The organism is Rhizobium sp. T1470 (assembly GCF_042140505.1).
GTDB lineage: Bacteria > Pseudomonadota > Alphaproteobacteria > Rhizobiales > Rhizobiaceae > Rhizobium > Rhizobium favelukesii.
In genome coordinates this window covers 1,482,669-1,506,218 of sequence record NZ_CP148092.1, presented here as the reverse complement: position 1 = coordinate 1,506,218, position 23,550 = coordinate 1,482,669, and the positions used below count along the sequence as shown (strand labels likewise).

The 23,550-nt window shown below is 58.0% G+C and carries 23 protein-coding genes; 13 read left to right on the top strand and 10 right to left on the bottom strand.

Annotation, left to right across the window (positions count from 1 at the left end):
* Positions 1-193 precede the first annotated feature (193 nt).
* Together WGT02_RS28500 and WGT02_RS28495 are read left to right on the top strand one after the other, a co-directional pair.
* A complete protein-coding gene (locus tag WGT02_RS28500) occupies positions 194-1,417 on the top strand; it encodes an efflux RND transporter periplasmic adaptor subunit (protein ID WP_208247827.1) in 1,224 nt (407 codons plus the stop codon).
* Positions 1,414-4,596: an efflux RND transporter permease subunit gene (locus tag WGT02_RS28495; protein ID WP_208247825.1), complete on the top strand. Its 3,183-nt coding sequence runs from the start codon at positions 1,414-1,416 to the stop codon at positions 4,594-4,596. Before WGT02_RS28500 ends, WGT02_RS28495 begins: the two co-directional genes overlap by 4 nt.
* 194 nt (positions 4,597-4,790) lie before the next feature.
* Here the strand turns inward: WGT02_RS28495 and WGT02_RS28490 are convergent, their stop codons facing one another.
* The 4 genes from WGT02_RS28490 to WGT02_RS28475 all read right to left on the bottom strand — a co-directional run bounded on the left by WGT02_RS28490 (position 4,791) and on the right by WGT02_RS28475 (position 7,775).
* Entirely contained in the window at positions 4,791-5,123 is a 333-nt protein-coding gene (locus WGT02_RS28490) for an isochorismatase family cysteine hydrolase (RefSeq protein WP_341353382.1), read from the bottom strand.
* 501 nt (positions 5,124-5,624) lie between these two features.
* Positions 5,625-6,665, bottom strand: a complete 1,041-nt coding sequence (locus WGT02_RS28485) for a hypothetical protein (protein WP_208247823.1) — start codon at positions 6,663-6,665, stop codon at positions 5,625-5,627.
* Between the two features lie 59 nt (positions 6,666-6,724).
* The gene (locus WGT02_RS28480) at positions 6,725-7,117 is read right to left on the bottom strand and encodes a response regulator transcription factor (protein WP_208247821.1); all 393 of its coding nucleotides are present in this window, start codon (positions 7,115-7,117) and stop codon (positions 6,725-6,727) included.
* A 61-nt stretch (positions 7,118-7,178) separates the two neighbouring features.
* Positions 7,179-7,775: a response regulator transcription factor gene (locus WGT02_RS28475; protein WP_341353381.1), complete on the bottom strand. Its 597-nt coding sequence runs from the start codon at positions 7,773-7,775 to the stop codon at positions 7,179-7,181.
* Positions 7,776-7,887: 112 nt separating this feature from the next.
* Here WGT02_RS28475 and WGT02_RS28470 point away from each other — a divergent pair, with 112 nt between their 5' ends.
* The 5 genes from WGT02_RS28470 (at position 7,888) to WGT02_RS28450 (ending at position 13,684) form a co-directional block, all read left to right on the top strand.
* Entirely contained in the window at positions 7,888-9,411 is a 1,524-nt protein-coding gene (locus WGT02_RS28470; protein WP_208247818.1) for an ATP-binding protein, read from the top strand.
* 111 nt (positions 9,412-9,522) lie between these two features.
* A complete protein-coding gene (locus tag WGT02_RS28465) occupies positions 9,523-10,812 on the top strand; it encodes a DUF3644 domain-containing protein (protein ID WP_208247816.1) in 1,290 nt (429 codons plus the stop codon).
* A 328-nt stretch (positions 10,813-11,140) separates the two neighbouring features.
* The gene (locus tag WGT02_RS28460) at positions 11,141-11,962 is read left to right on the top strand and encodes an alpha/beta fold hydrolase (RefSeq protein WP_225040186.1); all 822 of its coding nucleotides are present in this window, start codon (positions 11,141-11,143) and stop codon (positions 11,960-11,962) included.
* A 6-nt stretch (positions 11,963-11,968) separates the two neighbouring features.
* Positions 11,969-12,613 carry an NADPH-dependent F420 reductase gene (locus WGT02_RS28455; RefSeq protein WP_208247812.1) on the top strand — a complete coding sequence of 215 codons (645 nt, stop codon included), beginning with the start codon at positions 11,969-11,971 and terminating at the stop codon, positions 12,611-12,613.
* A gap of 165 nt (positions 12,614-12,778) precedes the next feature.
* Positions 12,779-13,684: a hypothetical protein gene (locus WGT02_RS28450; protein WP_208247811.1), complete on the top strand. Its 906-nt coding sequence runs from the start codon at positions 12,779-12,781 to the stop codon at positions 13,682-13,684.
* 5 nt (positions 13,685-13,689) lie between these two features.
* Here WGT02_RS28450 and WGT02_RS28445 read toward each other — a convergent pair whose 3' ends face one another.
* Complete coding sequence (locus WGT02_RS28445) at positions 13,690-14,028, bottom strand: hypothetical protein (RefSeq protein WP_208247809.1); 339 nt, start codon at positions 14,026-14,028, stop codon at positions 13,690-13,692.
* A 296-nt stretch (positions 14,029-14,324) separates the two neighbouring features.
* Here WGT02_RS28445 and WGT02_RS28440 point away from each other — a divergent pair, with 296 nt between their 5' ends.
* Genes WGT02_RS28440 through WGT02_RS28425 form a run of 4 tightly spaced genes read left to right on the top strand, consistent with a single transcriptional unit; the run spans position 14,325 to position 17,427 of the window.
* Positions 14,325-14,786 carry a transposase gene (locus WGT02_RS28440; RefSeq protein WP_375678551.1) on the top strand — a complete coding sequence of 154 codons (462 nt, stop codon included), beginning with the start codon at positions 14,325-14,327 and terminating at the stop codon, positions 14,784-14,786.
* A complete protein-coding gene (gene tnpB / locus WGT02_RS28435; RefSeq protein WP_208245196.1) occupies positions 14,783-15,136 on the top strand; it encodes an IS66 family insertion sequence element accessory protein TnpB in 354 nt (117 codons plus the stop codon). Before WGT02_RS28440 ends, tnpB (WGT02_RS28435) begins: the two co-directional genes overlap by 4 nt.
* A gap of 45 nt (positions 15,137-15,181) precedes the next feature.
* Positions 15,182-16,840 carry an IS66 family transposase gene (locus WGT02_RS28430; protein ID WP_208245348.1) on the top strand — a complete coding sequence of 553 codons (1,659 nt, stop codon included), beginning with the start codon at positions 15,182-15,184 and terminating at the stop codon, positions 16,838-16,840.
* Positions 16,841-16,842: 2 nt separating this feature from the next.
* Complete coding sequence (locus WGT02_RS28425) at positions 16,843-17,427, top strand: plasmid pRiA4b ORF-3 family protein (protein ID WP_208245634.1); 585 nt, start codon at positions 16,843-16,845, stop codon at positions 17,425-17,427.
* Between the two features lie 365 nt (positions 17,428-17,792).
* Here WGT02_RS28425 and WGT02_RS28420 read toward each other — a convergent pair whose 3' ends face one another.
* Genes WGT02_RS28420 through WGT02_RS28410 form a run of 3 tightly spaced genes read right to left on the bottom strand, consistent with a single transcriptional unit; the run spans position 17,793 to position 20,211 of the window.
* Entirely contained in the window at positions 17,793-19,364 is a 1,572-nt protein-coding gene (locus WGT02_RS28420; protein WP_208247807.1) for an IS66 family transposase, read from the bottom strand.
* A gap of 54 nt (positions 19,365-19,418) precedes the next feature.
* Complete coding sequence (gene tnpB / locus WGT02_RS28415; protein WP_208245162.1) at positions 19,419-19,772, bottom strand: IS66 family insertion sequence element accessory protein TnpB; 354 nt, start codon at positions 19,770-19,772, stop codon at positions 19,419-19,421.
* Positions 19,753-20,211, bottom strand: coding sequence for a transposase (locus tag WGT02_RS28410; protein ID WP_208245161.1), 459 nt, complete (start codon positions 20,209-20,211; stop codon positions 19,753-19,755). Before WGT02_RS28410 ends, tnpB (WGT02_RS28415) begins: the two co-directional genes overlap by 20 nt.
* Before the next feature lie 268 nt (positions 20,212-20,479).
* Here WGT02_RS28410 and WGT02_RS28405 point away from each other — a divergent pair, with 268 nt between their 5' ends.
* Complete coding sequence (locus WGT02_RS28405) at positions 20,480-20,722, top strand: DUF982 domain-containing protein (protein ID WP_208247804.1); 243 nt, start codon at positions 20,480-20,482, stop codon at positions 20,720-20,722.
* Positions 20,723-20,732: 10 nt separating this feature from the next.
* Here the strand turns inward: WGT02_RS28405 and ligD are convergent, their stop codons facing one another.
* Together ligD and WGT02_RS28395 are read right to left on the bottom strand one after the other, a co-directional pair.
* Entirely contained in the window at positions 20,733-21,773 is a 1,041-nt protein-coding gene (ligD, locus tag WGT02_RS28400; RefSeq protein ID WP_208247802.1) for a non-homologous end-joining DNA ligase, read from the bottom strand.
* Complete coding sequence (locus WGT02_RS28395; RefSeq protein ID WP_208247800.1) at positions 21,773-22,057, bottom strand: DUF982 domain-containing protein; 285 nt, start codon at positions 22,055-22,057, stop codon at positions 21,773-21,775. Before WGT02_RS28395 ends, ligD begins: the two co-directional genes overlap by 1 nt.
* Positions 22,058-22,355: 298 nt before the next feature.
* On the opposite strand from WGT02_RS28395, the gene WGT02_RS28390 reads away from it, so the two are divergent.
* Positions 22,356-22,721, top strand: coding sequence for a hypothetical protein (locus WGT02_RS28390; RefSeq protein WP_339151224.1), 366 nt, complete (start codon positions 22,356-22,358; stop codon positions 22,719-22,721).
* Positions 22,722-23,550 lie beyond the last annotated feature (829 nt).

Below are 23,550 nucleotides of genomic sequence, written 5' to 3'. Positions count from 1 at the left end.
CATTCCACTGACCAAGCATTTACCATCGCCAACCACCGACCTTCTACTGGGAATCCCTAAGCGCGGAATCGGAGCAGGTCTTGGCGCGGGACGCAAGTATACTCGGGTATGGTTGCGTAAGACCCGCGTAGGATTCCTGTTCGCGATTAATTTAGTCAGTTTCCGGGACCGTTTATAATCTCGGAGAACTCGGATGATCCCGTCCCTTGGGCAGACACCTCACGACAATTGGATAGGGCACGTCCCAATCCCTGCAAAACACGGAATAGGTTTCGCGTTGTTCTTCGCGTTGAGCTGCAGCTTGTCGGTAGCCGTGGCGCAGGAACAGGCACCGCCGCCAGTCACCGTTGCCAAGCCCGTCGTCCGCGAGGTCGTGGACAACGACGAGTTTATCGGCAGGTTCGAAGCAGTTGATCAGGTTTCCGTCCGCGCCAGGGTCGGCGGCTACCTCGACGAGGTTCGCTTCAAAGACGGTTCCATCGTACACAAGGGCGACGTGCTTTTTGCAATCGACCAGCGTCCATTCATTACGGCGCAGAACGAGGCGAATGCTGCGCTGGAGGTTGCCAAGTCAACGCTCACATTCGCGGAGGCACAGTTCAAGCGGGCGGAGTCGCTGGCGCAGAGCGGTAGCCAGTCGGTCTCGACGCTTGACGACCGCCGTCGCGAATGGGTCTCGGCCCAGGCCAACGTACGAGGCGCACAGGCAGCCGCGGACCGCGCCGCGTTGGACCTCGATTACACCCAGATCACCGCTCCCATCAGCGGTCGCATCGACCGGCGGCTGGTTTCCGCGGGCAATCTCGTCCAAGCCGACCAATCAGTCCTGACCACGATCGTGTCTATGGACCCGATCGATTTCTATTTCGACGTCGACGAGCGCCGCCTGCTGAATTTTGCCGACACGGCCCGCGCCAAAGGTGCCGACCTTCAGGAAGGCGGCGGCGGGCTCGACGTCAAGGTGTCGATCGCCGACGCGGCCGCAAAGCCGTTTGTAGGTAAGCTCGATTTCGCGGAAAACCGGGTCGATAATGAAACAGGTACGATGAGGGTTCGTGCCCGCTTCCCCAATCCCAAGTTTGTGCTGCAGCCAGGCCTCTTCGGTCGCGCCCAGATCGAGGCCTCGAACAGCTACCGGGCCGTACTCATTCCAGATGAAGCGATCGGGTCGGACCAGAACCAGCGTGTTGTATATGTCGTCGGCGAAGACGGTACAGTGACGACCAAGCCTGTCCGGCCCGGTCCACGCCTCTTCGGCTATAGAGCCATCCGCGAAGGTCTGATCGGCGACGAGGCGATTATCGTCAACGGCCTCATGCGCGCCCGCCCGGGCAGCAAGGTGACTCCGCAGATCACGCAGCTCCCTCCTGAACGTACCGATGCACCCGCGCCCGCCGCGGCGGAGGTCGGCCAATGAGGTTTGCTCACTTCTTTATCAATCGACCGATCTTCGCATCGGTCGTATCAATCCTACTGCTCATCATTGGCGGCATTGCCTATTTCCAGCTACCCGTCTCACAATATCCAGAGATCGCTCCGCCAACGATCGTCATCCGGACGTCGTACCCCGGCGCTGACTCAGAAACGATCGCCAACACCGTGGCGACCCCGATCGAGCAGGAGATCAATGGGGTGGAAGACATGCTCTATATGTCTTCGTACTCAACGGCCGACGGACAGATGACGCTGACCGTGACCTTCAAGCTCGGTACCGACCTCGACAAGGCCCAAGTCCTTGTCCAAAACCGCGTCGCCATCGCCGAGCCGCGCTTGCCGGAGGACGTGCGCCGCATCGGCATCACGACCGCCAAGAGTTCGCCGGACATCATGATGGTCGTCCATCTGCTCTCGCCGAATGCCAGGTATGACCAGCTCTACGTCTCCAACTACGCCCGGAACCGCATCCGAGACAGTCTGGTGCGCCTCGATGGGGTCGGCGACGTCCTTCTCTTCGGCGAGCGCGAGTATTCGCTCCGCATCTGGCTGGACCCCGAGAAGCTCTCTGGTTTCGGCATGACAGCATCCGATGTCGTGCAGGCTTTGCGCGATCAGAACGTGCAGGTCTCCGGTGGCTCCATCGGTGCGCCTCCGACGGCCGGCGCAAACGCATTCCAGTACACTGTCACCACCCAGGGACGTTTCTCTGATGCGCGACAGTTTCGCTACGTCATCGTGAAATCGACCGATCAGGGCCGCCTTGTGCAGTTGCAGGACGTTGCTCGTATCGAGCTGGGAGCTAAGGACTACGTCACCAACAGTTACCTTGATGGCAAGTCGGCAGTCGCGATCGCAGTGTTCGCGAGACCTGGCACCAACGCCCTCGAAGCAGCGGACCAGATCAGGGCTACAATGGCGACAGCCGCCAAGGATTTCCCTCCCGGTCTCGAGTATCAAATCGTCTATAATCCCACCGAGTTCATCTCTGCTTCTATTGAAGAGGTCTACAGGACCATCATCGAAGCAGCCATCCTCGTCGCCATCGTCGTTATCGTGTTCCTGCAGTCCTGGCGCACGGCTCTCATTCCGATCATCGCGATCCCTGTCTCCCTGGTCGGCACCTTCGCATTCCTCCTGGCGTTCGGCTTCTCGCTGAACATGCTGACGCTATTCGGACTGGTGCTAGCGATCGGTATCGTGGTCGATGACGCCATCGTCGTTGTCGAGAACGTCGAGCGCAACTTGGCGGCAGGTAAGACACCGCGCGAGGCAGCGCACGTAACAATGGACGAAGTCGGGACCGCGGTCATCGCCATCTCTCTGGTCTTGATCGCAGTCTTTGTGCCAACGGCGTTTATCCCAGGCATCTCGGGGCAATTCTACAGACAGTTCGCCGTGACTATCTCGGTCGCTACAGCGATCTCTGCGCTCAACTCGTTGACGCTGTCCCCTGCTCTGGCCGCTATCCTGCTCAAGCCGCATGACCACGCTCATGCGCGCCGTAACGTGCTTTCGCGCTTCTTCGGTCGGCTCGCCGACGGCTTTAACAACGGGTTCGACCGCCTCAGCCACGGCTACTCATGGGTCGTCAGGCATATGGTTCAAACCGTGGCAGCACTCTGCGCAGCCCTCTTGGTATTCGTCGGCCTGCTGGGTGCTACGTACTACATGGGAACTACGGTGCCACGCGGCTTCATTCCGGCCGGCGATCAGGGGTACGCCATCATCGTTGTCCAGTTGCCGGACGGAGCCTCGTTGGAGAGAACCGACGCGGCGATGGAGAAGGCTACCACGATCATCAAGGCAGTGCCGGGTGTCGCGCATACCGTCGCCTTCGCTGGCTTTAATGGTGCCACCTTTACGAACGCATCGAACGCGGGCGTCATCTTCGCCACGTTTGACGGGTTCGACGAGCGGCTTGAAAAGCATCAGACCGCCAATGGCATCATCGGCGAGATGTATGGAAAGCTACAGTCAATCCAGGAAGCCTTCATCATCGCGATCCCGCCCCCGTCCGTTCGCGGTATCGGCAACGGCGGCGGCTTCAAGATGCAGCTCGTCGACCGCGAAACATCGGATATGCGCCGGGTTCTCGGACTTGCCTACCAGCTGATGGGTAAGGCAAATCAGACCGAGGGCTTGACCGGCGTCTTCACGACGTTCTCCGCCAATAGCCCGCAGTACTTCCTCGAGATCGACCGCGAGAAGGCGCGGATGCTGAACGTTCCGATCCCGAACATCTTCGACACCCTGTCGATCAACCTCGGCACCTCGTACGTCAACGACTTCAATGCTTTTGGTCGCGTCTACCAAGTTCGGGCCCAGGCCGATCAGCAATACCGTATGGACCGCGATGACATTCTCGGTCTCAAGGTCCGTTCCGCTACGGGCGCTCTGGTTCCCCTTGGGACTATCGTCAATATCCAGGACACCAATGGCACCACCCTGGTGCAGCACTACAACATGTATGTTTCCGTACCTGTGCAGGGAAATCCGGGACCTGGCGTATCGACGGGTGAGGCCCTCGCCAAGATGGAAACTCTGGCAAAGGACATGCTGCCGGCGGGAACTAACTTCGAATGGACGGAACTCGCCTACCAGGAGGCCAACACCGGAAACACGGCGATCTACATCTTCGCCCTGTCGGTGGTGTTCGTGTTCCTCGCGCTCGCGGCCCAGTATGAAAGCTGGACCCTGCCCTTGGCGATCATTCTGATCGTTCCGCTAGCCATCCTCGCCGCCCTACTCGGCGTGCAGTTCCGGGGCCTGGATAACAATATCCTGACGCAGATCGGTCTTATCGTGCTGATTGGCCTGGCTGCGAAGAACGCGATCCTGATCGTGGAATTCGCTCGCCAAGCCCAGGAAGCGGGCAAGTCAGCGGTCGAGGCCGCCGAGGAAGCAACTCGGCTTCGTTTGCGGCCAATCCTGATGACCGCATTTGCTTTCATCTTCGGGGTTCTGCCTCTGATGATCGCGACGGGACCAGGTGCCGAGATGAGGCAGTCGTTGGGCACCGCGGTCTTCTTCGGGATGCTCGGGGTTACGATCTTCGGTCTCTTCCTGACGCCCGTGTTCTTTGTGCTGTTGCGGTCGCGGTGGAAGCCAAAAGCGGTCGCGACGGTTGCCTCCGAACCCGTTGCATCTGGGGCCGCGTGATTTACTGGCCTAGTGGTAAATAAGGGCGGCGCAAGCCGCCCTTCGTCGTTGAGTATGGACTAGAGCACAGTTTGGCATGGAGCCAGTGGTCAATTGATGGAGGTCGAACTGGTCTGGCGAGCGGCAGTGGCGCGGTGCGCGGTCGGGCAAATTTTCGCTGCTTTGAGATCAGGCTTGTTGGGCGAATGGTTACCTTAGGCCTGACCAGAGCACAGAAGGGCGATGGCTTCGTTTGTCGGTCGCACATCGCCAAAGGTCCGATAGATATTATGAAGGGCCGCGTTGTGGTCCTGATCGCGCCTGGCAGCTGTCCCGTCAGCTATGAAGATGACCCGGAATCCGCTGGCATTTGCGTCTCGGGCTGAGGATTCGCAGCAGATGTTCGTCAATGTTGCGGTGATGAAAATGGTGTCGATGCCGCGGGAGCGAAGAACTGATGGCAGTTCAGACGAGCCAGGGAAGAACGCGCTATAGGTGGACTTCTCGAAATAAAGGTCTTCAGCTTGTGGTGATAGGCCAGCCCACACCCTCCCCGATATCGGGCCCTCGCCACCTGAGTTCCTGAATACTTCAGCTATCTCGTCGCCAAAGAACTCCGTGTGACGTCGGGGTGGGGTTGATCGGAGCCGGGAACAACCCACGCTACGGTGCCACCAGCGGCCCGAAGGGCATCTGCGAGACGGACTATGTTCGGCAGTATCCCTCGACAGTAGCCGCTTTCCTCGACGAAAAACGGGACCATGTCGATCACGATTAGAGCCGTTCGGCGGGCGTCGACAGATTCATATGCATGCCGTCTTCCACGTCTCTGCTCCTGCCGCTCGTACTCACGGTGCTCAATCAGCCAATTGTGGAGCTTTGGGCGCGGGTCCGTTAGTTGGGGTGCTATTGCGCTGCCCTGATCAGAGCCCATCTCGGCGAATCCTCGTGCGATGTGACGATGATTGACCGGCCACAGCACGGGCGTCAACGACTTCACTTTAAGTGATAGCGCATCCTCAGTACCGATACAGCACTCTCTGCAAAGCCTATCCGAGCGCCTTCGTGATCATCTCGGCAAGGCGCATCAGGTCGCCACCAAGGATATACCAGCCCGCGACGACCACCGCCCCTTTGGCAGCGTACTTGCCGATCTCGTCGGCGAAGCCGCCCGCCGCCGCGTCAAGCTTGCCGGCTGTCCAACGAGCGATCTGACCCGCAGTCTTGATGAGAACGTCTCTGATGCCGGGAGCGGCCTCTAAACGATCGAGGCGATCTCCAGGGTGAAGCTCCACAAGCATATCGAGGGACGTCAGCAAGTTCTGCCGCTCGTCCTCCAGGATCAGGAATTCAGGAGGCGGATTGTTGTGCCCGAGCCCGGCGCGCCGTTCTCTCTCGGAATATCCGGTAACGAGTGCGTTCAATCGAAGACGAGCCCTGATAGCCGCGCCGCGTATCTCATCGGGCTCAAACGGCGAGAACACCGCTTCGTCAATCCAATCGGAAAACTCGCTCCGCCGGACGGAGACAGTTAGCGGGTTCCCATGATTGTCGGTGATGGCCTCGCCGCTTTCGGTCGTGAGGACTTCTTCGTCTTCGTCCTCGTCCTTGTCCTCAAAGAAAATGTCGGGCAGAGGTTCGTCGATAGAATAGAGGCCATCGCCTCGCTTATTGTTTTCCACTACCACGTATTCGACCGTTGCGACCCGCTCCTGATCACGGACCGATCTTATGTTACGGACGATCACGGCCAGGTAGTGGCCATCCTGGTTTTCGTAAACCACGAGCTGGCCTCGTCGGGCTTCACGGGTACGAGAGGTGAAGTTCAGTTTGCCGAGATCAGTCGGCCCAAGGCTTTTCAAATCGTAGGACGTGTCCCCGGAACCCACCGCTACGCCGACAATGTTGTCCCCGTCGTTGTAGACCCTGACCCGTTCGGACTCCAGATATTCCCAACGCGTGTCGAATTGGAATTCCCCATCGCCGAATATAATGTTCCCGTCATGGTCTCCGAGGTGGAAGGATGTGCGACCAGCGAGCGCTTCGACGCGCGGAATGCCGACTGTGTTCGCTTTGGGTCTGAGGGCCATCTTCTATCTCGGTGGGAATCGATATCGGTGTATAAATAGAGACACCGGTTGCAAACGCGTCAAGAATGCCTTGTGTGACCGACTAGGATTGCCTGCTCGATGAACCCCACAAGTTCATCCCCGTCGAAGGGCTTGCGAAGGAGTACAATAGCGCCGGCTGCTTTAGCCCCTGCCCGCATCCTGTCGTCGCAGAATGCCGAGATTAGGATTACAGGAACGCCATTCTGATTCCGATACCGCTCCTGGACCATCCAACATAGTTCCACCCCGCTGATTTCGCGCATCTGCACGTCGGCGACGATGCAGGCGCTTTCCTCAATCGCCGCAGATTCAAGGAAATCCTCGGCGCAGGCGAAACACATGGAACGGTAGCCGAGACTGCGGATGAGCCCGTCCAGCGACGTCCGCATTCCAGCGTCGTCATCGATGATACAGACGAGCGGCGATGTCACTAACAAGCCCTCCCAAAGGCGACATTCGCCGACCAATACGGCCGAAACACGAAATAGTGAATTATACCTGAGGATGAGAACCGGCGGTTGACTCGCTTGCTCCCAGAGATTCGACCGCTCGAACGAGCTGTGGAATGGAGGTCGTTCCCATCTTGCGGATGGCGTTGCCTCGATGGATTTTAACGGTAATTTCGCTGAGACCCAGCTCGAAAGCGATTTGCTTATTCATTTGTCCCTGCACAACGAGCCTGAGCACCTCCTGCTCTCGGCTCGTGAGGCTGTCATAGCGGTTACGCGCATCGGCGATCTGATCGAGTTCGGCTCGAATCTTCCGATCCTTTTTTAACGCGGACTCCAGAGCATCGAGCATGTCCTGTTCCCGAAACGGCTTCGTCAGGAAATCGACCGCGCCCGCCTTCATCGTCCGCACGGTCATCGGAATGTCGCCATGTCCGGTCATGAAGACAATTGGCATCCGTACACCGCGTTCAGCGAGCAGCTCCTGGAATTCGAGGCCGCTCATCCCTGGCAATCGCACATCCAGCAGGAGGCATCCTGGGTCGTTGTACTGACCGGAGTCGAGGAAAGCCGGCGCGCTTACGAAGTGTTTCGTGCGGTAGCCGACCGACCTGACGAGATTGTCGAGTCCGTCCCTCATTCCGTCATCATCGTCTACGACAAAGACGGTTTGTGCCGGTGTGGAAGCGTGTGTTTGCATGTCGGATATTCTTAGATATAGCTCGCAATTCAGTCAACGAATGTTGCTTCCCATGGACAATCACGATCCCGCTATTTCCGACCGCGTTCCGGCACTGATTTCGTTTTTCGATACCGACTTCGTATGCCGATATGCCAACGGGTTCCATCGCGCCTGGTTTGGTCGCGAACCGTTTAGCCAGATCGGCCGCAGCGTCGAAGAACTTTTCGGGGCCGAGGTGGCAGCCAAGAAAGCCGAGCATTGGTCGAGTTTAGCGACCGGGGAGCAAGTCACCTTTCTTGCCGACATTCCGCATGGCGACGGCAGCCAACATTCCGCGTCGGTGCGCTATGTGCCGAATATTCACGACGGGAAGATAACAGGCTTCTACGCCTTCGTCTTCGACATGGACGACCAGCAATACATGTTCGAAAGCATGTTCGGAGCTTCCGCGGTTGGTTATTGGGAACTGGATTTCCGTGGCGTGAGAAAGGCGCTTGAAGCGATCGCTTCCAGCGGTTGGCATGATCCGATCCAACATCTTTATGACCATCCCACGTTCATGAGGCAGGCTGTCGACAACGTGCCCGTCCTCAACATGAATAAGAAGGCCCGCCAGCTATTCGGCGTCCAGGACAGCGACATGGAGGGCCTCAAGCTCGGGCGGTTTGTGCCTGCGGGAGCTGAAAAGGTCGTCGCCGCCAATTTGGTCGCCTATCTCAAGGGCGAGTCGAACTTCGAGAACGAGACGGTCTTGAACACCCTCGACGGGCAGCCGGTAGAAGTCTTGATATCCGCGAGCTTCCCGCGAAAGGATGGCTTCTGCAACACGTTGACGCTGGGGACGGTCGACATCTCATACCGGAATGCCCAAGATCGAAGACTGGCCCGGCTCGAGGCCGAACTCGCACATTCGTCACGTGTTTCGACCCTAGGTCAGCTGACTGCCTCAATCGCCCACGAGGTAAATCAGCCTTTGGGAGCGGTGATGACCAACGGCAACGCGGCGCTGCGATGGCTCAATCGCGACGTCCCAGATCTAGAGGAAGCGACGGCAGCGCTCAGGCGGGTGATCGCCGAGGCGGAGCGAGCCGCCCAGATCATCGAGCGGACGCGATCGCTAGCCAAGAAGGGCGAACCCAAGCGGGTCGACTGCGAACTTCACGCTCTGCTCGCCGACGTCGAAAAGTTGGTCCACCGGGAGACGTCGAGCTTAGAGTGCGAGCTTATCGTAGAAGCACTCCCCTCGTCCGTTTGCCTCACTGCCGATCCCATTCAGGTTCAGCAAGTTCTAATCAACCTAATCGTCAACGCCGCTCAAGCGATGCGAGAGCAAAGCGGACGAAGGTTGATCCGGGTATCTACGGGGCATTCTGAAGGCTCGGTCACGATCCAGGTCCGTGATAATGGCCCCGGGTTCGAGACAGCTTCGGCTGACTGCCTGTTCGACCCGTTTTACACCACGAAGGGCGATGGCATGGGCATCGGTCTGTCCGTGGCCCGCACCATTATTAAAGCCCACGGAGGATCGATTTCCGCAAAATCGGACCGCGGGACCGGGTCTGTATTCCAGTTCACGTTGCCTTGCATGGGGTGACTTCAGTGGGTCTGGATCGGCCAGCGGTATCTGACGAGTCTTAACCTTACCCACAACCGAATGTCGCAAAGCGCGGGCTCATTGCTATTATCCCGTGGCGGGGGTGACGAAATGCCGGACGATAATAACGATCTTTTTTCAGGCGCAGCGGTTGCGGTGGCGGAAACGATAGAAGCGCACTACCCTCTCGAGCCCATCTTTTCTGAAGGACGAGAACGAAGACGGGTGACGCGACGGGCCGGCAACACCCTCGACAAGTGGGAAGTGCCACTGGTCAAAGCGATGCTGCGCAGGAAAGACTATAATGATCAGGACATCCTGGCCTATTTCACTCGTCCCACCAGGACGGTCAATCACAGGCTGATTGCCGAAATTCGATCGGGTTGTAAGCACAAGGCGGTCAAAGCAGCCGATGATGAAGAGCTAGCTGAGTTCCTCACGCGGTGGCCAGACGTCGACCACGAAACGGGACTCAGCGTTCGAGGCGACGAGCTACTAATCAAGGCCCGTGAGGCAATGATCGCGGCCGTGCATATCTTTAATAGCGCGGGCCTTACCTTCAGAGCGGAACTTTTCATCGTGTCCGCTATCATTTCGTGGACCTACCTTCTTCACAGCTACTACAGGCGGCACGGCATCTCGTATGTTTATAAGGATAAGAGAACAACCCACGGGCAGGAAAGATACTGGGACCTGACGCAGTGTATCGACACTGGCAAGTGTCCCCTTCCCGAAGGAATGAAAACCAACCTGCATTTCCTTATCGGCTTGCGAAACGAGATCGAACACCAATCGACCAGCCGAATAGACGACGCAGTTGGCGCTGAACTCCAAGCTTGCTGCCTCAACTTCAACACGGCGCTGAAAGAGCATTTTGGTCATCAGTTCGGTCTAGAGAAGAGGCTGCCCATAGCCCTTCAGTTCGTATCGTTCGGGATGGAGCAACGATCTGCGTTGAAAAGAGCCTCAGGCCTACCGACCCACATATCGTCGTTCATCTCTGCCTTCGAACACGATCTCACCGACGACCAGGTGAAGGACCCCAGTTTTCGTCTGAAAGTTGCGTTCGTCCCGATCGCCGCCAGGAAGGCGGCGGGTGCCGATCAGGCGGTTGTAACGGTTCCACCGGGATCGGACTTAGCGGATAAAATTGAGGTTGTTTTCAAGGAGGTAAATCGCGCTCGCTACATTCGACAGGAGATTTTGGATAAGGTCCATGCCGCTGGATATCCAAGGTTTGGGCCGGGCGCTCACACAAAGCTGATGGCAGACCTCGACGCGAAAAATCCCGCCAAAGGGTACGGCTGCGTCGGCGACTACAAAGCCCACTGGGTCTGGTACGACAAATGGCTGGAAACTGTGTTGGAGTATTGCAAGGCTCACCCGGAATTATTTCAGTAATTCAGCACTAAATCGGCCCTGTAATCATCGGGCCAGTTTCCAAGTCGGCAGTCCGCTTGTCTAGGAACGCCACCGACCCGCATCATACTCAGGTATAGGTCACTAAAACCGCGGTAGGATTCCCCATCCGATCGGTGGCGGATATTCGTGAACAGGACGCCTTCTCGAAGCCGTCTCCGCACCTCGAACACAAGATTCCATCATGACGCTCGACATCGAGATTTCTCGCCGGGACGCCCTCCTCGCCGGAGCGGCGGTCGCCGCATCGCTTGCAATTCCCGCCGCTGCACAGGCAGCCAAGACGCCCGCCAAAAAAGGAAGCAAACACATGAGCTTTATCACGACCAAGGACGGCACGAAGATCGCCTACAAGGACTGGGGCAAGGGTCAGCCGATTCTGTTCTCGCACGGCTGGCCGCTCGCCGGCGACGCTTGGGATGCCCAGATGCTGTTCTTTGGCATGAACGGCTTCCGCGTCATTGCCCATGACCGCCGCGGCCACGGCGCTTCGGACCAGCCCTGGGACGGCAACAACATGGACCAGTATGCGGATGACCTCGCAGAACTGATCGAGAAGCTCGATCTCAAGGACCTCATCATGATCGGTCACTCGACGGGTGGCGGCGAAGTCGCGCACTACATCGGCCGCCATGGCTCTAAGCGCGTCGCCAAGGTCGTTCTCCTTGCGGCTGTGCCGCCGCTGATGCTCAAGGCCGAGAGCAATCCGGAAGGTACGCCGATCGAAGTCTTCAATGACATTCGCAAGGGCACCGCCAGCAACCGTGCGCAGTTCTTCAAGGACCTGTCGGTTCCCTTCTACGGCTTCAATCGGGAAGGCGCGACCGTGAAGGAAGGCCTGCGCGGGTCCTTCTGGGCAATGGGTATGCAGGGCGGCATCAAGGGTGAATACGACTGCATCCGTGAGTTCTCGGAAGTCGACTACACCGCCGACCTCAAGAAGATCGACAAGCCGACCCTCGTAATCCATGGTGACGACGACCAGATCGTTCCGATCGCCGCCGCCGGCGAGAAGACCGCCAAGATCGTGAAGAACGCCGAGTTCAAGGTTTACAAGGGCGGATCGCACGGTCTCGCTCAGGTGGACCCTGATACGTTCAACGCCGACGTCCTCGCGTTCATCAAGGCCTAAGATCTAATGAAATACTCGATCATCGGTTCAGGTGCGATCGGCTCTGCGATCGCCAAGCATTTCGCGAAGGCGAACATTTCGGTGTCTGTCGCCAACACTCGAGGTGCGGACTCCCTCAAGCCGCTCGCCGACAAGCTGGGACCGGCGATCGTCCCATCCGACCTGACGTCCGCCCTCGAGGCGGATGTCGTTATCCTCGCCGTGCCCTATAGCGCGGCTGCCGAGGTCCTTAACGGTGGCTCTAACTGGAATGGACGCGTCATCGTCGACGCGACCAATGCGATTGACCCCAAGACGTTCGGCCCTGCCGACCTGAGCGGCACCTCTTCTTCCGCGATCGTAGCCCAACACGCTCCCGGCGCTTCGGTCGTTAAGGGCTTCAACCACGTCCTCGCCCGCATCCTCGCGCGGGACGCGGACGACGGGCGTGGCTACGGGCGTCGAACACTCTTCATCTCCGGGGATGTGCAAGCGGCAAAGCCGATCGTCGTCCAACTCATGGAGCGGTTCGGCTTTGCGGTGATCGACCTCGGCAAGTTCTCCGAAGGCGGCTTGCTCCAGCAATACGGCGGCCCGCTTACTGGTCACAGCTTGATAACCCAGGAGACCCACGGGTCCAGCTTCGCCGACATGGATATCGTCGAACACTAATGCGGCAGCGCGGCAATCTTCCAGCGAGAATGCCGCGAGCCCTCCCCGCCTGGAGGTAAGGCAAAATTAGCGTCTGAAGGCGATAGCAGTAGTACTCGGCTGCCGAACTATCTGGGCGGGCCTATTTTGACTGACACCACCAGTCTGTGAGACGGGAAAAACCAATTGGCTAAGATTTTTATTGGCGACCACGGCACAAACCGTACGTTTGATGCTTTTCAACAATGGGCATATTCAGAGATTGGCTCCCCGTTCATTCGAGGCGGCTTAGTCGAGTACATCGTCATCCAGCACATTCGCGACAACGCCGAATACATTTTCGCCCCGCGTCTCGAAATGATGACTAACCAAGTCCCTAAAGCATCGCATTTCGAGACCCTGTTCGAGAAATATTATGCCACTCAGCCGGGAGGCGATGTCTACGATCTCCAGGTCCACTGGGGCACCACGATCGAAATCAAAAGCACTGCAGCCTCTGCTAACTGGAGGCTCCCGGTCAAAAGCCGTTGGAACTTGTGGGACGGCGGATATCGAAACAACGAGAAAATCTTCCCTGCCCAGTACTACATCCTAGGGCAGATGGCCGCACCGCCGAGGCTTTCCGGGGACGATATCATATTCCCAGATATGCAGTTCTACGTGAGGAGCGGCAGAAGCCTCGAAGAGCTGTGCGCGAAAGAGAAGCTGCTCGATAAACGATGGTGGATGACCTTCAAGGAGTTCACCAAAAACGTGAACCCAGTAACGACCGACGGGCTGGCTGACGAACTGCAGGCCGTTCAACGCATCGAAATCAGGTCGGTCATTCAGAAAAACAGTTGGGAATGGCAGGAGACCTTCGTTCCCTCGAATAGTTCGAAACTGAGGGTGCCGTTCAGGCTAGAGTATGGTGGCGAAGAACTGCCCCTCGGCTATTACGAGCAAGACGAGGCTTCGTTGACTTGGTCGCTTGCCAAGGAGATTGATTTCAAATGGACCAGAGATATTTCGATGAGCTGGCGCGACTGGGAGGCAGTTGGGTTCAAGTATGATAACTCACCGAAGCCCCTGAAACATTTCCGAAAGGGCTGAAACCATCATTCAGTCCTCAGTCCCTGCGCCAAAGTCCGCAATTCGGTCCAGCGCCAGTTATCGGTCAATTCATTCCTGTAATCGTTCAGCACGTCCCCGCGAGATGGCTTCAAAACGAATCTTCGGGCAGCTATAATCTGCTCCGATCGACTCATCTCACTAAGACCGGGGAAGAGTTTGCGCGCCTCCTGGGAAAAAAACGTACCACTGTCTTTCGCGTTGGTGGCGGCAAACCACAGGATGAAGGTGCCGAAAATCTCCGGCGTCCGCTTGGCCGCCATCGCGTAGTCGATGCAACCTGTCAGTAGAATGGCGCTGCATTCTTCGAACGTGAGATCTTGCATTTCCTCTAGATGGTCGCGATCGGCATGTTTGCAAAATTGCGAGCGACGTTGAATTGAGCTAAATCAGAGCCTTGCGGGATTGTGAGGCAGACCCACTGCTTGCCCGATCACTATGCTCTTTTCCGGGTATGTCTCACATGGGGTTATTGCTTTCGTACGCTCCGACGGGGGCGTATCGTACAGGGGTCGGCCATCGTTCCCGGCAGGGCCGCTTGAGAGATTTTAAGTGCTCTTGCGTATGCATCCGGGGGAGGCCGCCTTGCTGAGAAGTGAGCGGAATTGGATGATCTGTCTATATGGACGTCAATATAGACGGTGTAATAGCGATGGACGTAACGATAGAGGGCCGGCCGCAAGTCAGCCGGATGGAGATTGTCGACAGTGGGCGGCGTCGCCGTTTCAGTAACGAGGCCAAACTTGCGATCGTTGCGGAGAGTTATTCCGCTCCCCAGCAGGTCACGGCAACGGCACGGCGACATGGCATCACGCGCTTTCAGTTGAACGATTGGCGTAAGGCAGCACGTGAGGGACGGCTTGGCAGTGGCCGTGGCATTGAGGGGTTTATTCCTGCCCTGTTGGTTCCGGAGCCAGGCATCCCGGTCGCTGCGACCAAGCCTTCGATGGCACAAAGTGGCCTTATGGCACAAAGTGGCCTTATGGAGGTGCTGAGCGCGAACGGCCGCCGTGTGATCGTGGACCGCGATGTCGACGTTGAGGCTCTGCTGCGGATTGTCCGAGGACTGGAGACATTGCGATGAACCCGTTTCCGATGGGAACAGGGGTCAAAGTCTGGCTTTCGACGGGGTATACGGACATGCGCTGTGGCTTTCCCTCTCTGGCGCTTCGGGTGCAGGAGGTCTTGAAGCATGACCCGCTCGGCGGTCATTTGTTTTGCTTCAGGGGCCGGCGCGGTGACCTGATAAAATTGGTTTGGCATGACGGCCAGGGCAGTTGCTTGTTCACAAAAAGATTGGAACGCGGGAAGTTCATATGGCCTTCTGCCGAAGGTGGTGCGGTTGCAATATCACCTGCACAGCTCAGCTATCTCCTGTCTGGCATAGACTGGCGCCATCCGCAGGAAACATGGCGTCCAACGAGGGTTGGATAGCATTATTCCATTGAAAATACAGTGAGAATCTGATCGAATGACTTCATGACTGTGAAGCCTGACGATCTTCCTGCGGACCTTGCCGGCGCCTATATGGCGCTGCTGGCCGAGCGCGAGGTATTGCAGGCTGAACGTGATGTGGCGGTTGCCGAAGCTGCTAATGCGCAAGCCCTGCTGTCCGACCGCGACGCCCTGATCGCCAGTCTTGAATTGAGGATCGACAAGCTCAAGCGCGAACTGCGCGGTCAGAGCAGCGAGCGCACGGCGCGCCTGATCGACCAGTTGGAATTGCAGCTTGAGGAACTGGTCACGGCAGCTACGGAAGATGAGATTGCAGCGCAGGCTGCCGCCGCCCGGACCTCGTCCGTGCGTCCGTTTGTGCGCAAACGGCCGGTGCGAAAGCCCTGGCCGGAGGATATCGAGCGCGAGCGCGTGGTGATCGATCCTCCGATCAATTGTGTATGCTGCGGTGGCTCGCGCCTGTCTAAACTGGGTGAGGACGTCACCGAAACGCTGGAAGAGATCCCGCGCCGGTTCAAAGTGATCGAAACAGTGCGGGAAAAGTTCTCTTGCCGTGATTGTGAGGCGATCAGCCAGCCGCCAGCGCCTTTCCATGCCACGCCGCGCGGCTTTATCGGCCCTCATCTCCTGACGACGATCCTGTTTGACAAGTTCGGCATGCACAGCCCGCTCAACCGCCAGAGCACCCGGTTCAAATGCGAAGGGATCGATCTTTCGACTTCGACGCTAGCCGATCAGGTTGGTTTTGGAACATCCGCTCTCATGCCGGTTGTTGATCTGATCGAGAAGCATGTCTTTGCGGCTGAGCGGCTTTTTGGCGACGACACCACCATTCCCATCCGGGCCAAAAGCAAATGCACGACCGGGCGCATATGGACCTACGTGTGTGATGATAGGCCCTATGGCGGCGGGGCCGCGCCGGCGGCGATCTACTATGCTTCAAGCGACCGTCGGGGCGAGCATCCGCAAAAACATCTGGCCGGATATGGCGGCATTCTACAGACGGATTGTTACAACGGGTTCGAACCGATATCGGTTGCCGAAAAGAAAGAAGTGCCGATCACGTTTGCTTTTTGCCATGCCCATGCGCGGCGGAAATTCTTTGAGCTGGCCGATATCGAGAAAAGCGCCCGCGATAGCAAACGCAACGGCAGGCCGATCTCCCCGATCGCGCTGGAGGCGGTCAAACGATTTGACGCCCTGTTTGAAATCGAACGACAGATCAACGGCTTGAGTGCAGCAGAACGACTGGCCGTGCGGCAGGAAAAGAGCAAGCCTCTGTTCGACGACATGCACGAGTGGCTGAAACGCGAACGTGCCGCGCTCAGCAGATCCTCCGACCTCATCAAAGCCATGGACTACATGCTGAAACGTTGGGATGGTTTTGCCCGCTTCCTCGAAGACGGAAGAGTTTGTCTCACGAATAATGCCGCCGAGCGCGCGCTGAGAGGTATTGCATTGGGAAGGCGGAATTGGACCTTCGCCGGTTCCCCGCGCGGGGCCGATCGTGCCGCCGTCATGCTGACGCTCATTACGACCTGCCGCCTCAACGACATCGACCCGAAAGCCTGGCTCGCCGACGTCCTGGCCCGCATCGCTGATCTTCCCGCCTCTCGCCTGCACGAACTGCTTCCATGGAACTGGAAAAGTGCGTCGGCGACAGCTCATATGCTGGCGGCCTGAAGATGGCTGCCTCCGTCGTCCGCCTGAAGGTCACCCTCGATCAAGTCGATCCAATGGTGATGCGGCGTGTTGTCGTGCCATTCCGTATCAGGCTCAGTCGGCTGCACGAGGTGTTGCAGGCGGCGATGGGCTGGACCAACAGCCATCTTTATGAATTCCGCATGCGTGACGTCGGTTTTGGATTGCCTGACGAGGAATGGGGGGATGGTCCCATCGACGCTCGCAAAGTCTCGCTGCTGTCGGCAGTCCAGGACACCGGCGCGAAATCGTTCAAATACCTTTACGACTTTGGCGACGGCTGGACGCACAGCATCAAGATCGAGCGCACCTTCCCGGCAATCGGCACGGAAGGCCCGATGCTCCTCGAAGCGGCAGGACACTGCCCACCCGAGGACGTCGGTGGCCCATGGGGGTATCAGGAGTTCCGCGAGGCGCTTGTCGATCCGGCACACGAGCGACATGCCGAACTCGTCGAATGGTGGGGCGGCAGCGATTACGATCCTGGCAATGCCAACCTCAGCCAACTCAACAAAGCCGTCGACGATCTGGCTGCCAAATGGGCCCGAAGAGCGCGCCGAAAAATCTGAAGGCATGCAAAAGGACCCAACTTGAACCGTATCACTCGATCATAACCCGGCTGAAGTTCACGCGCGAGCCTTCATCCCGCGTGATTGCTCGGATGCATACGCTCTTGCCGTGGGTGGGGGCCGTTCAATGAACTTTCTCACAAACGTGGATCTCAGCGACAACGAACTTGAAACTGTGACCGCCTCCCTCCAGGGGTGGTGCGGAGCGACCCGAACTGACCCCAACAACCTTTCGGTGCAGACGGCCGCAGGTGTTGCCATCGAGCTATTGTCGCAATATCCGACGTTAACAGCGTAAGCGCTCATTTCCATGCGCGTTGACGTGGCCCATTTGACGTGGGTCGCTTTGTGACGGCCCTATCGGATCAGGCAGCGGTAGTTTTGGCGAAGTTGAAGGGCAGCAAATCAGTGATGTCGGAATCTGTTGCGCGCTGCGGCAGTTCGGTAAGCACGTGGCGCAAGTAGGCCAAGGGTTCGATGCCGCAAGCTCGGCAGGTCAGCATTAGGCTGTAGACGACGGCACTGGCCCTCGCTCCGTCCACGGTGTCGCTGAACAGCCAGGATTTTCTGCCAGTGGCAAAAATTCTGATATCGCGCTCGAGTAGGTTGTTGTCGATCGGCATCCTGGCGTCTTCTGTGTAGCGCGTCAGGTAGTCCCACTGATTTAGGGTATAGGACACGGCATCGCCGATCTTGCTGTCGGGCAAGACCTTCGGGGCGATGTCGTTGAGCCATACCTTGAGAGCATTCAGGATGGGGACACTGTGTTGCTGGCGGAAACGGCGAATGCAATCGGCTTGCGTTTCGCCCTTGTCAGGCTTTGCGTTGCGCGCCTGGCTTTCAATCCGGTAGATCTGCTCGAAGAATTTCAGCGCCTGCTCCGGCGGACCGCCGCCTTTCTTTCTTGCCTTGAGGGCATCGACGAAGCGACGCCTGGAATGCGCCATGCATCCCAGATGGGTGGCCCCTGCCAGCGTGCGCCAGGCGGAATAGCCATCGCTCATCAGGATGCCGTGGTAATCGCCGAGGAAGGCCTGCGGATAAATCTGGCCGCGGCCGGGTTGATAATCGAGCAGCACGATCGGCTCGTCGCTGTCCTCTCCACTCCGATACGCCCACATGAATGATGTGCTGGTGGCCTCCCTGTCCTTTTCCTTCAGCACCTGGACCGTCGTCTCGTCGCCATGGATGATGGCTTGAGACCTGAGCCGCGATTTCAGCGCGTCATAGATGCGGGAGAGATGCCTCTCGCTCGAGCCGATCACCCAATGGCCCAGAGCACCGCGGCTGACGGGAACGCCGGCGCGCTCGAAGGCCTGGGCCAGGCGGTAGAGCGGCGTACCATCGACATATTTGTGAACAAGAGCAAATGCCAGCGTCGAGGCCGTGGCGATGCTGCCCGGCAAGGGCTGCGCGGGCATTGGCGCAAGGACAACAGGCGTGTTGATCCCGGTGCGATCGCAATGGCGGCAGGCATACTTGAGCCGCACATTCTGCAGGACCTTGGCCTTCACCTCGATGTGGAGCTGCTCGGTGACGGCCTCGCCCATGCGATGCATCTGGTGACGGCAGCAAGGACAGGCCTTCTGGTCGTCGGCAAGGTCATATTCGACGTGCTCGCGCGGCAGATGTTCCGGCAGGGGCTTGCGGCCACGTTTCTTGCCCTCTGGCTTCTCGATCGCCGCAAAGCCCGTGTCCGGCAGGTCGACGACCTCCCCATTGTCTCCGCCGGCGTCGTCTTCATCGGCAACCTGCTCGGCTTCATCGAAGAGGCGGTCCACGTGCTTTTCGCTTTTCGGCGCAAAACGATGAAGCCGCGCCAACACCAGTTCTTCCTCGAGCTTGACCACGCGTTCCGTGAGCTGACGGTTCTCCGCCTGCAGCGCCGCAATGCGCGCCATCAACTCCTCAACAGTGGGTTCGCCGGGTCGGATCATCAGATTCTTGAATCTGAACCGTTTCGCCCCGTCAACCGCAGACGTCGAGAACTGTCAGCCGGCGATCTGGTATTGCCGAACCGGATGGCGGACCATCGCGTCGATATCAATGCCGTCGAGAATCCAGTGTAATTGCTCGGTCGTCAGCGTTACCACCATCATCTCCCGACGTGGCCATCGGAACCGGTCTTCCGACAATCGCTTCAGCACCATCACAAAACCGGACCGATCGAAGAACAGGAGCTTCATCCGGTCACGGCGGCGATTGCAAAAGGCAAAGACCGCAGGCGCAAACGGATCGAGCTCCATCACCTCCTGCACCAGGACCGCAAGGCTGTTGATACCGGCCCGGAAGTCGATCGGCTCGCGGTGCAGGTAAACCTTGATATCAGCGCCCAGTCTGAACATGACCCAGAGCTCCGATGATCGCCGTCAACGCATCCACATCACCGCATTCCAGCGAAAGCTTCACGCCGTTCGGCAGCAACGCGCTGATTTTGGAAAAACCTGACAGATGGGCCGTCTTCTCCAGTGATGCCGGTTGTTCTTCACCATACGCGACCGGTATATCCAGCGAGCGCATCCCGACAGGCAGGCTGCCGTCTGCTGCGACGACCGGGATAAACGGCGAGCTTGCAGATACCGCCGACAAGCCAGCCTCCCTGGCCTCCTTGACCCACTTGCGTAGAAGGTTGGCATTGACCCCATGGCCAAGCGCAAGGCCTGATATAGAAACACCAGGCTGGAGGCAAGCCGTAACAAGCCGCGCCTTTGATCCTGGATCATAGCGCCGCCGACCATCACGCCCCACCAACCGCACACGCAGCTTCTGCTCTTCGTCATTCATATTTGGTGTCCACCTATTTCAAGTGGACACTTCATGCGGCAGAGAACTCAACGCGAAAAGGCGCATGGAAATGAGCGCTTACTTAACAGCAGCTGAGTTAGTTGAATTACTGCTTCTTCGCCTTCCGGCCGCAGCTGGCAAATAGCGTGGAACAACGCCTCACTGTGGAGGTTCACAGAGTGGATCGCCGGGTGAGGATTTTTCTCCCTCATGTCAAACGCTGGCTAACTGTGCGATCCACCATTTTTGCAGGGGGATTGGAGGACGAGTGTCAGCACCGGGGTGGCTGATCGTAATCGTAGAACGCAACAACTCGTTCTACACTATCGCGTCAGCGGAGGACGCACTGGATCTGCTGTTTTCAGATTGGCCGGTAAACAGCGGCGCAGCGTTCATATCGGCGATGGAAGCCTGCGCTGGCACGGCAGCGGGCTTGGTAACCCAAGAAGAAGCTCAGTGGGCATTTCTTTTGGCCGCGACCGAGGCAAACGTACTTTTTAGGTTTGTTTGACCGACGCAATCTATTCTAGTTCGAATACTGCGGCATTACCTTGCACCTCCCGCAGTCCCTTATAGGACGCGTGGCGGAGCTTGCCGTCATGCGTCCAGGCACGGTACTCGATCTCCGCGATCAGCGTTGGCTGCACCCAAACGAGGTTCGTCCGCCGGCCGTTGTAGTCGACAGAAGGCGTCTTCCGCTTGATCCGATCGAGTGTCTTCCGCAGGTACTCGGCGCTGCGTTCGTCGAAGCCAGTTCCAACCGAACCGACATAGACCCAGTCGCTCCCCTTACGAGCAGCGAGCAGTAAGCTGCCGATGTCCGATCGCGCGACCATGGAATGCTCGAAGCCGACGACGATGAAGCTATCGCTCTGAACACACTTCACCTTCACCCAATCACCTAGGCGGCCGGAACGGTATGTGCTTTCCTTGTTCTTGGCGATGATACCTTCGAGGCCGTGCTCGCAAGCCGCAGCGAGGATCTCTCGGCCGTCGCCCTCGACCTCTTCCGACAACCGAATGGCACCTTTCTCGTTTCGCAACAAAGATTCGAGAAAGTAGCGGCGCGCCGAAAGCTCCATGTTCCTGATGTCATGACCGTCGAAATAGAGAAGATCAAAGGCAAACATGATCGCGTTGCCGGCCGGCAGCTTGCCCCCGCGCCCACCGAGCGAATTCTGCAGCCGACCAAAGTCCGGCCTGCCCTCCTCGTCGAGCACAACGGCCTCGCCATCCAGGATAGCCGTGCCGACTCCAAGCCCTTCGGCCGCCTCCTCGACCCCGGGAAATCGGTGCGTCCAATCATGGCCGCCCCGGGTGAGGATCCGGACGTTTCCATTGTTGAGATGAACGGCGATTCGATAGCCATCCCATTTCACCTCATATGTCCAATCTGGACCGATGGGCGGACGCGGCTTTAGAAGCGCAAGGCAAGGCTCTATGCGAGCCGGCATAGGATCAAGGGGGAGTTTAGGCTGGGAAGGGTCACGGGGCTTTCGTGCGCGCGAACGGAGCGGCTGAGCGTCAGCCTGTAGAGGCTGGGAACGTGGAGCCCTTGCCATTAGCTGGCCTTCTTCATCTCATCTGCATCATCTGGAAGGACGTGCATGCCCGCCTCGTGAGCGGCGTTGACAAAAGCTGAGCGTGCTGTCGCGGCGTCGACATACCACTCCATCGCCTCAATGGATCGCATGAGGGCGCTATGGAATTTTTCCCCTTCGGAGCCTGGCCATTTGCTCAGGAGCATCCGCGCGAGATCCTGAACGGTTTCCGCATGTCGGTATTTCCCGTGGCCGTCGATCTCGACTTCCAGCGGCTTGATGAAAACGGGAACGTCTTGGTCCATTCTCGAAACTCCTTGACAAGGCAGAATCACCAAATGGCGACTGATTCGCTTTCGTCTAGATGAGCCGAAAAAATATATGCCGAACGGAACCCGGAAGACGATTTTAAGTTGAATTATCGCCTTGGGTAGACCCACCCCGAGGCAGCAGCCTGAAACTTTGCCCCGCGCGCTTACGGGGTCTTTTTCGCAACCGTGGAAACAGACGTCCCGAACGCGATGGCTTCCGGCTACAGCTGCGCCTCTACGTACGATCCAAGAAACTCCCAGCGAGTCCGAAGGTCGCGCGGGCAAGGTCATAATGTGCATCGAAGCGCCGGATGATTGCCAATTCCAGTTCGTCATCCCATTCGCGAGCCTCAAAACCAAGGTCGACGCCGACGTGAATGCGAAACTCTTTCAGCCCGAACGAACGCTCGAAGTCTTCCCTCATGAACTCGACGAACGGGCCCGTGTATTCAAGGATTTGGTTATCAAGCGGTCCTGGCATTCCGTCTTTATACCATCGATTCTGCGAAGCGGCACATCCCGTCCCAAACTGGCCTCAGGGGCTTTTTGCGGCGCAGCCCTATACAGGCGGGAGCGCCACGGTATGGCCAAGTATGGAAACTGTGGCCAACAGCACGCACACCAGGCCGATAAAGGCGGTTATGCCAAAAGCTATTGAGGTCTTTGGTTTCATGGACTGAAGATAAGAAACTCGCTGCAGCGATGCCAGTGCGGCGTCTCGTCACGGAAGTCAGCGCAGCCCAACGCAAAGGCCCACATTTATCCGCGGCGCCATCCCCCAGAGCGCCAGTGCTCGTTAGCACTGCGGCCCGTTTGCCCCGGCGGCAGCGGGCCGTTTGCTTGTTGCCCTAATAGCGAAATTCAAATGCCCGAATATCAACCGAAATAGGCGAGAAACGTGGCCAGGTGAAAGTCATCAGGATTTTGCCGCGTGGGACGGCGATTCGCAATTCGGACGGATATTGCTCGATCTCACCAGCCCAAGAAATGGTCAGTGGATTTGGGCAATCAACCACATACCCTGGCAGCGACAGACCGTCTTGCCCCACCACGGATGGGCACCGACGCCACGCGAGGCGTCTCGGCTGGTGGAAGGGACCTACGAGAAGTTAAAACAGTTGCACGGCCGCTAAGGATTTTGACGAGTTGCATGCCTGCTCAATATGGAGCGGGAACGAATCGCAGCGTCGAGCGTTGAGCACTGGCCTTGAGACTTGCAACCCCTCAAGGTCAACTCTCGACTCGGCCCTCGCAACCACGACAGCGGGGGCTCTCTTTTTTGCAGCGGCATGATTGAACGTATCAACCGCTCGAAGAATCGGGGTCGTAATGAAGAGGTATCGGGAAACTCAAACCACCGTGATGCCGCTCCTCCCCAAGGTCAACGCAGTCCTCAATCCGTACGAGATAGGACAGCCAGTGGTCGCGCAGACGTTCACGGAAACCGAGATCCTAGATTTACTCATCGTAGTGCCAATGATCCCCGT

Coding starts and splice junctions, on each gene's coding strand:
- WGT02_RS28500 (WP_208247827.1), top strand. CDS start 194: ATGATCCCGTCCCTTGGGCAGACACCTCACGACAATTGGATAGGGCAC.
- WGT02_RS28495 (WP_208247825.1), top strand. CDS start 1,414: ATGAGGTTTGCTCACTTCTTTATCAATCGACCGATCTTCGCATCGGTC.
- WGT02_RS28485 (WP_208247823.1), bottom strand. CDS start 6,665: ATGGCCCTCAGACCCAAAGCGAACACAGTCGGCATTCCGCGCGTCGAA.
- WGT02_RS28475 (WP_341353381.1), bottom strand. CDS start 7,775: ATGAGGGACGGACTCGACAATCTCGTCAGGTCGGTCGGCTACCGCACG.
- WGT02_RS28470 (WP_208247818.1), top strand. CDS start 7,888: ATGGACAATCACGATCCCGCTATTTCCGACCGCGTTCCGGCACTGATT.
- WGT02_RS28465 (WP_208247816.1), top strand. CDS start 9,523: ATGCCGGACGATAATAACGATCTTTTTTCAGGCGCAGCGGTTGCGGTG.
- WGT02_RS28460 (WP_225040186.1), top strand. CDS start 11,141: ATGAGCTTTATCACGACCAAGGACGGCACGAAGATCGCCTACAAGGAC.
- WGT02_RS28455 (WP_208247812.1), top strand. CDS start 11,969: ATGAAATACTCGATCATCGGTTCAGGTGCGATCGGCTCTGCGATCGCC.
- WGT02_RS28445 (WP_208247809.1), bottom strand. CDS start 14,028: ATGCAAGATCTCACGTTCGAAGAATGCAGCGCCATTCTACTGACAGGT.
- WGT02_RS28440 (WP_375678551.1), top strand. CDS start 14,325: ATGGACGTCAATATAGACGGTGTAATAGCGATGGACGTAACGATAGAG.
- tnpB (WP_208245196.1), top strand. CDS start 14,783: ATGAACCCGTTTCCGATGGGAACAGGGGTCAAAGTCTGGCTTTCGACG.
- WGT02_RS28430 (WP_208245348.1), top strand. CDS start 15,182: ATGACTGTGAAGCCTGACGATCTTCCTGCGGACCTTGCCGGCGCCTAT.
- WGT02_RS28425 (WP_208245634.1), top strand. CDS start 16,843: ATGGCTGCCTCCGTCGTCCGCCTGAAGGTCACCCTCGATCAAGTCGAT.
- WGT02_RS28420 (WP_208247807.1), bottom strand. CDS start 19,364: ATGATCCGACCCGGCGAACCCACTGTTGAGGAGTTGATGGCGCGCATT.
- tnpB (WP_208245162.1), bottom strand. CDS start 19,772: ATGTTCAGACTGGGCGCTGATATCAAGGTTTACCTGCACCGCGAGCCG.
- WGT02_RS28410 (WP_208245161.1), bottom strand. CDS start 20,211: ATGAATGACGAAGAGCAGAAGCTGCGTGTGCGGTTGGTGGGGCGTGAT.
- ligD (WP_208247802.1), bottom strand. CDS start 21,773: ATGGCAAGGGCTCCACGTTCCCAGCCTCTACAGGCTGACGCTCAGCCG.
- WGT02_RS28395 (WP_208247800.1), bottom strand. CDS start 22,057: ATGGACCAAGACGTTCCCGTTTTCATCAAGCCGCTGGAAGTCGAGATC.
- WGT02_RS28390 (WP_339151224.1), top strand. CDS start 22,356: ATGTGCATCGAAGCGCCGGATGATTGCCAATTCCAGTTCGTCATCCCA.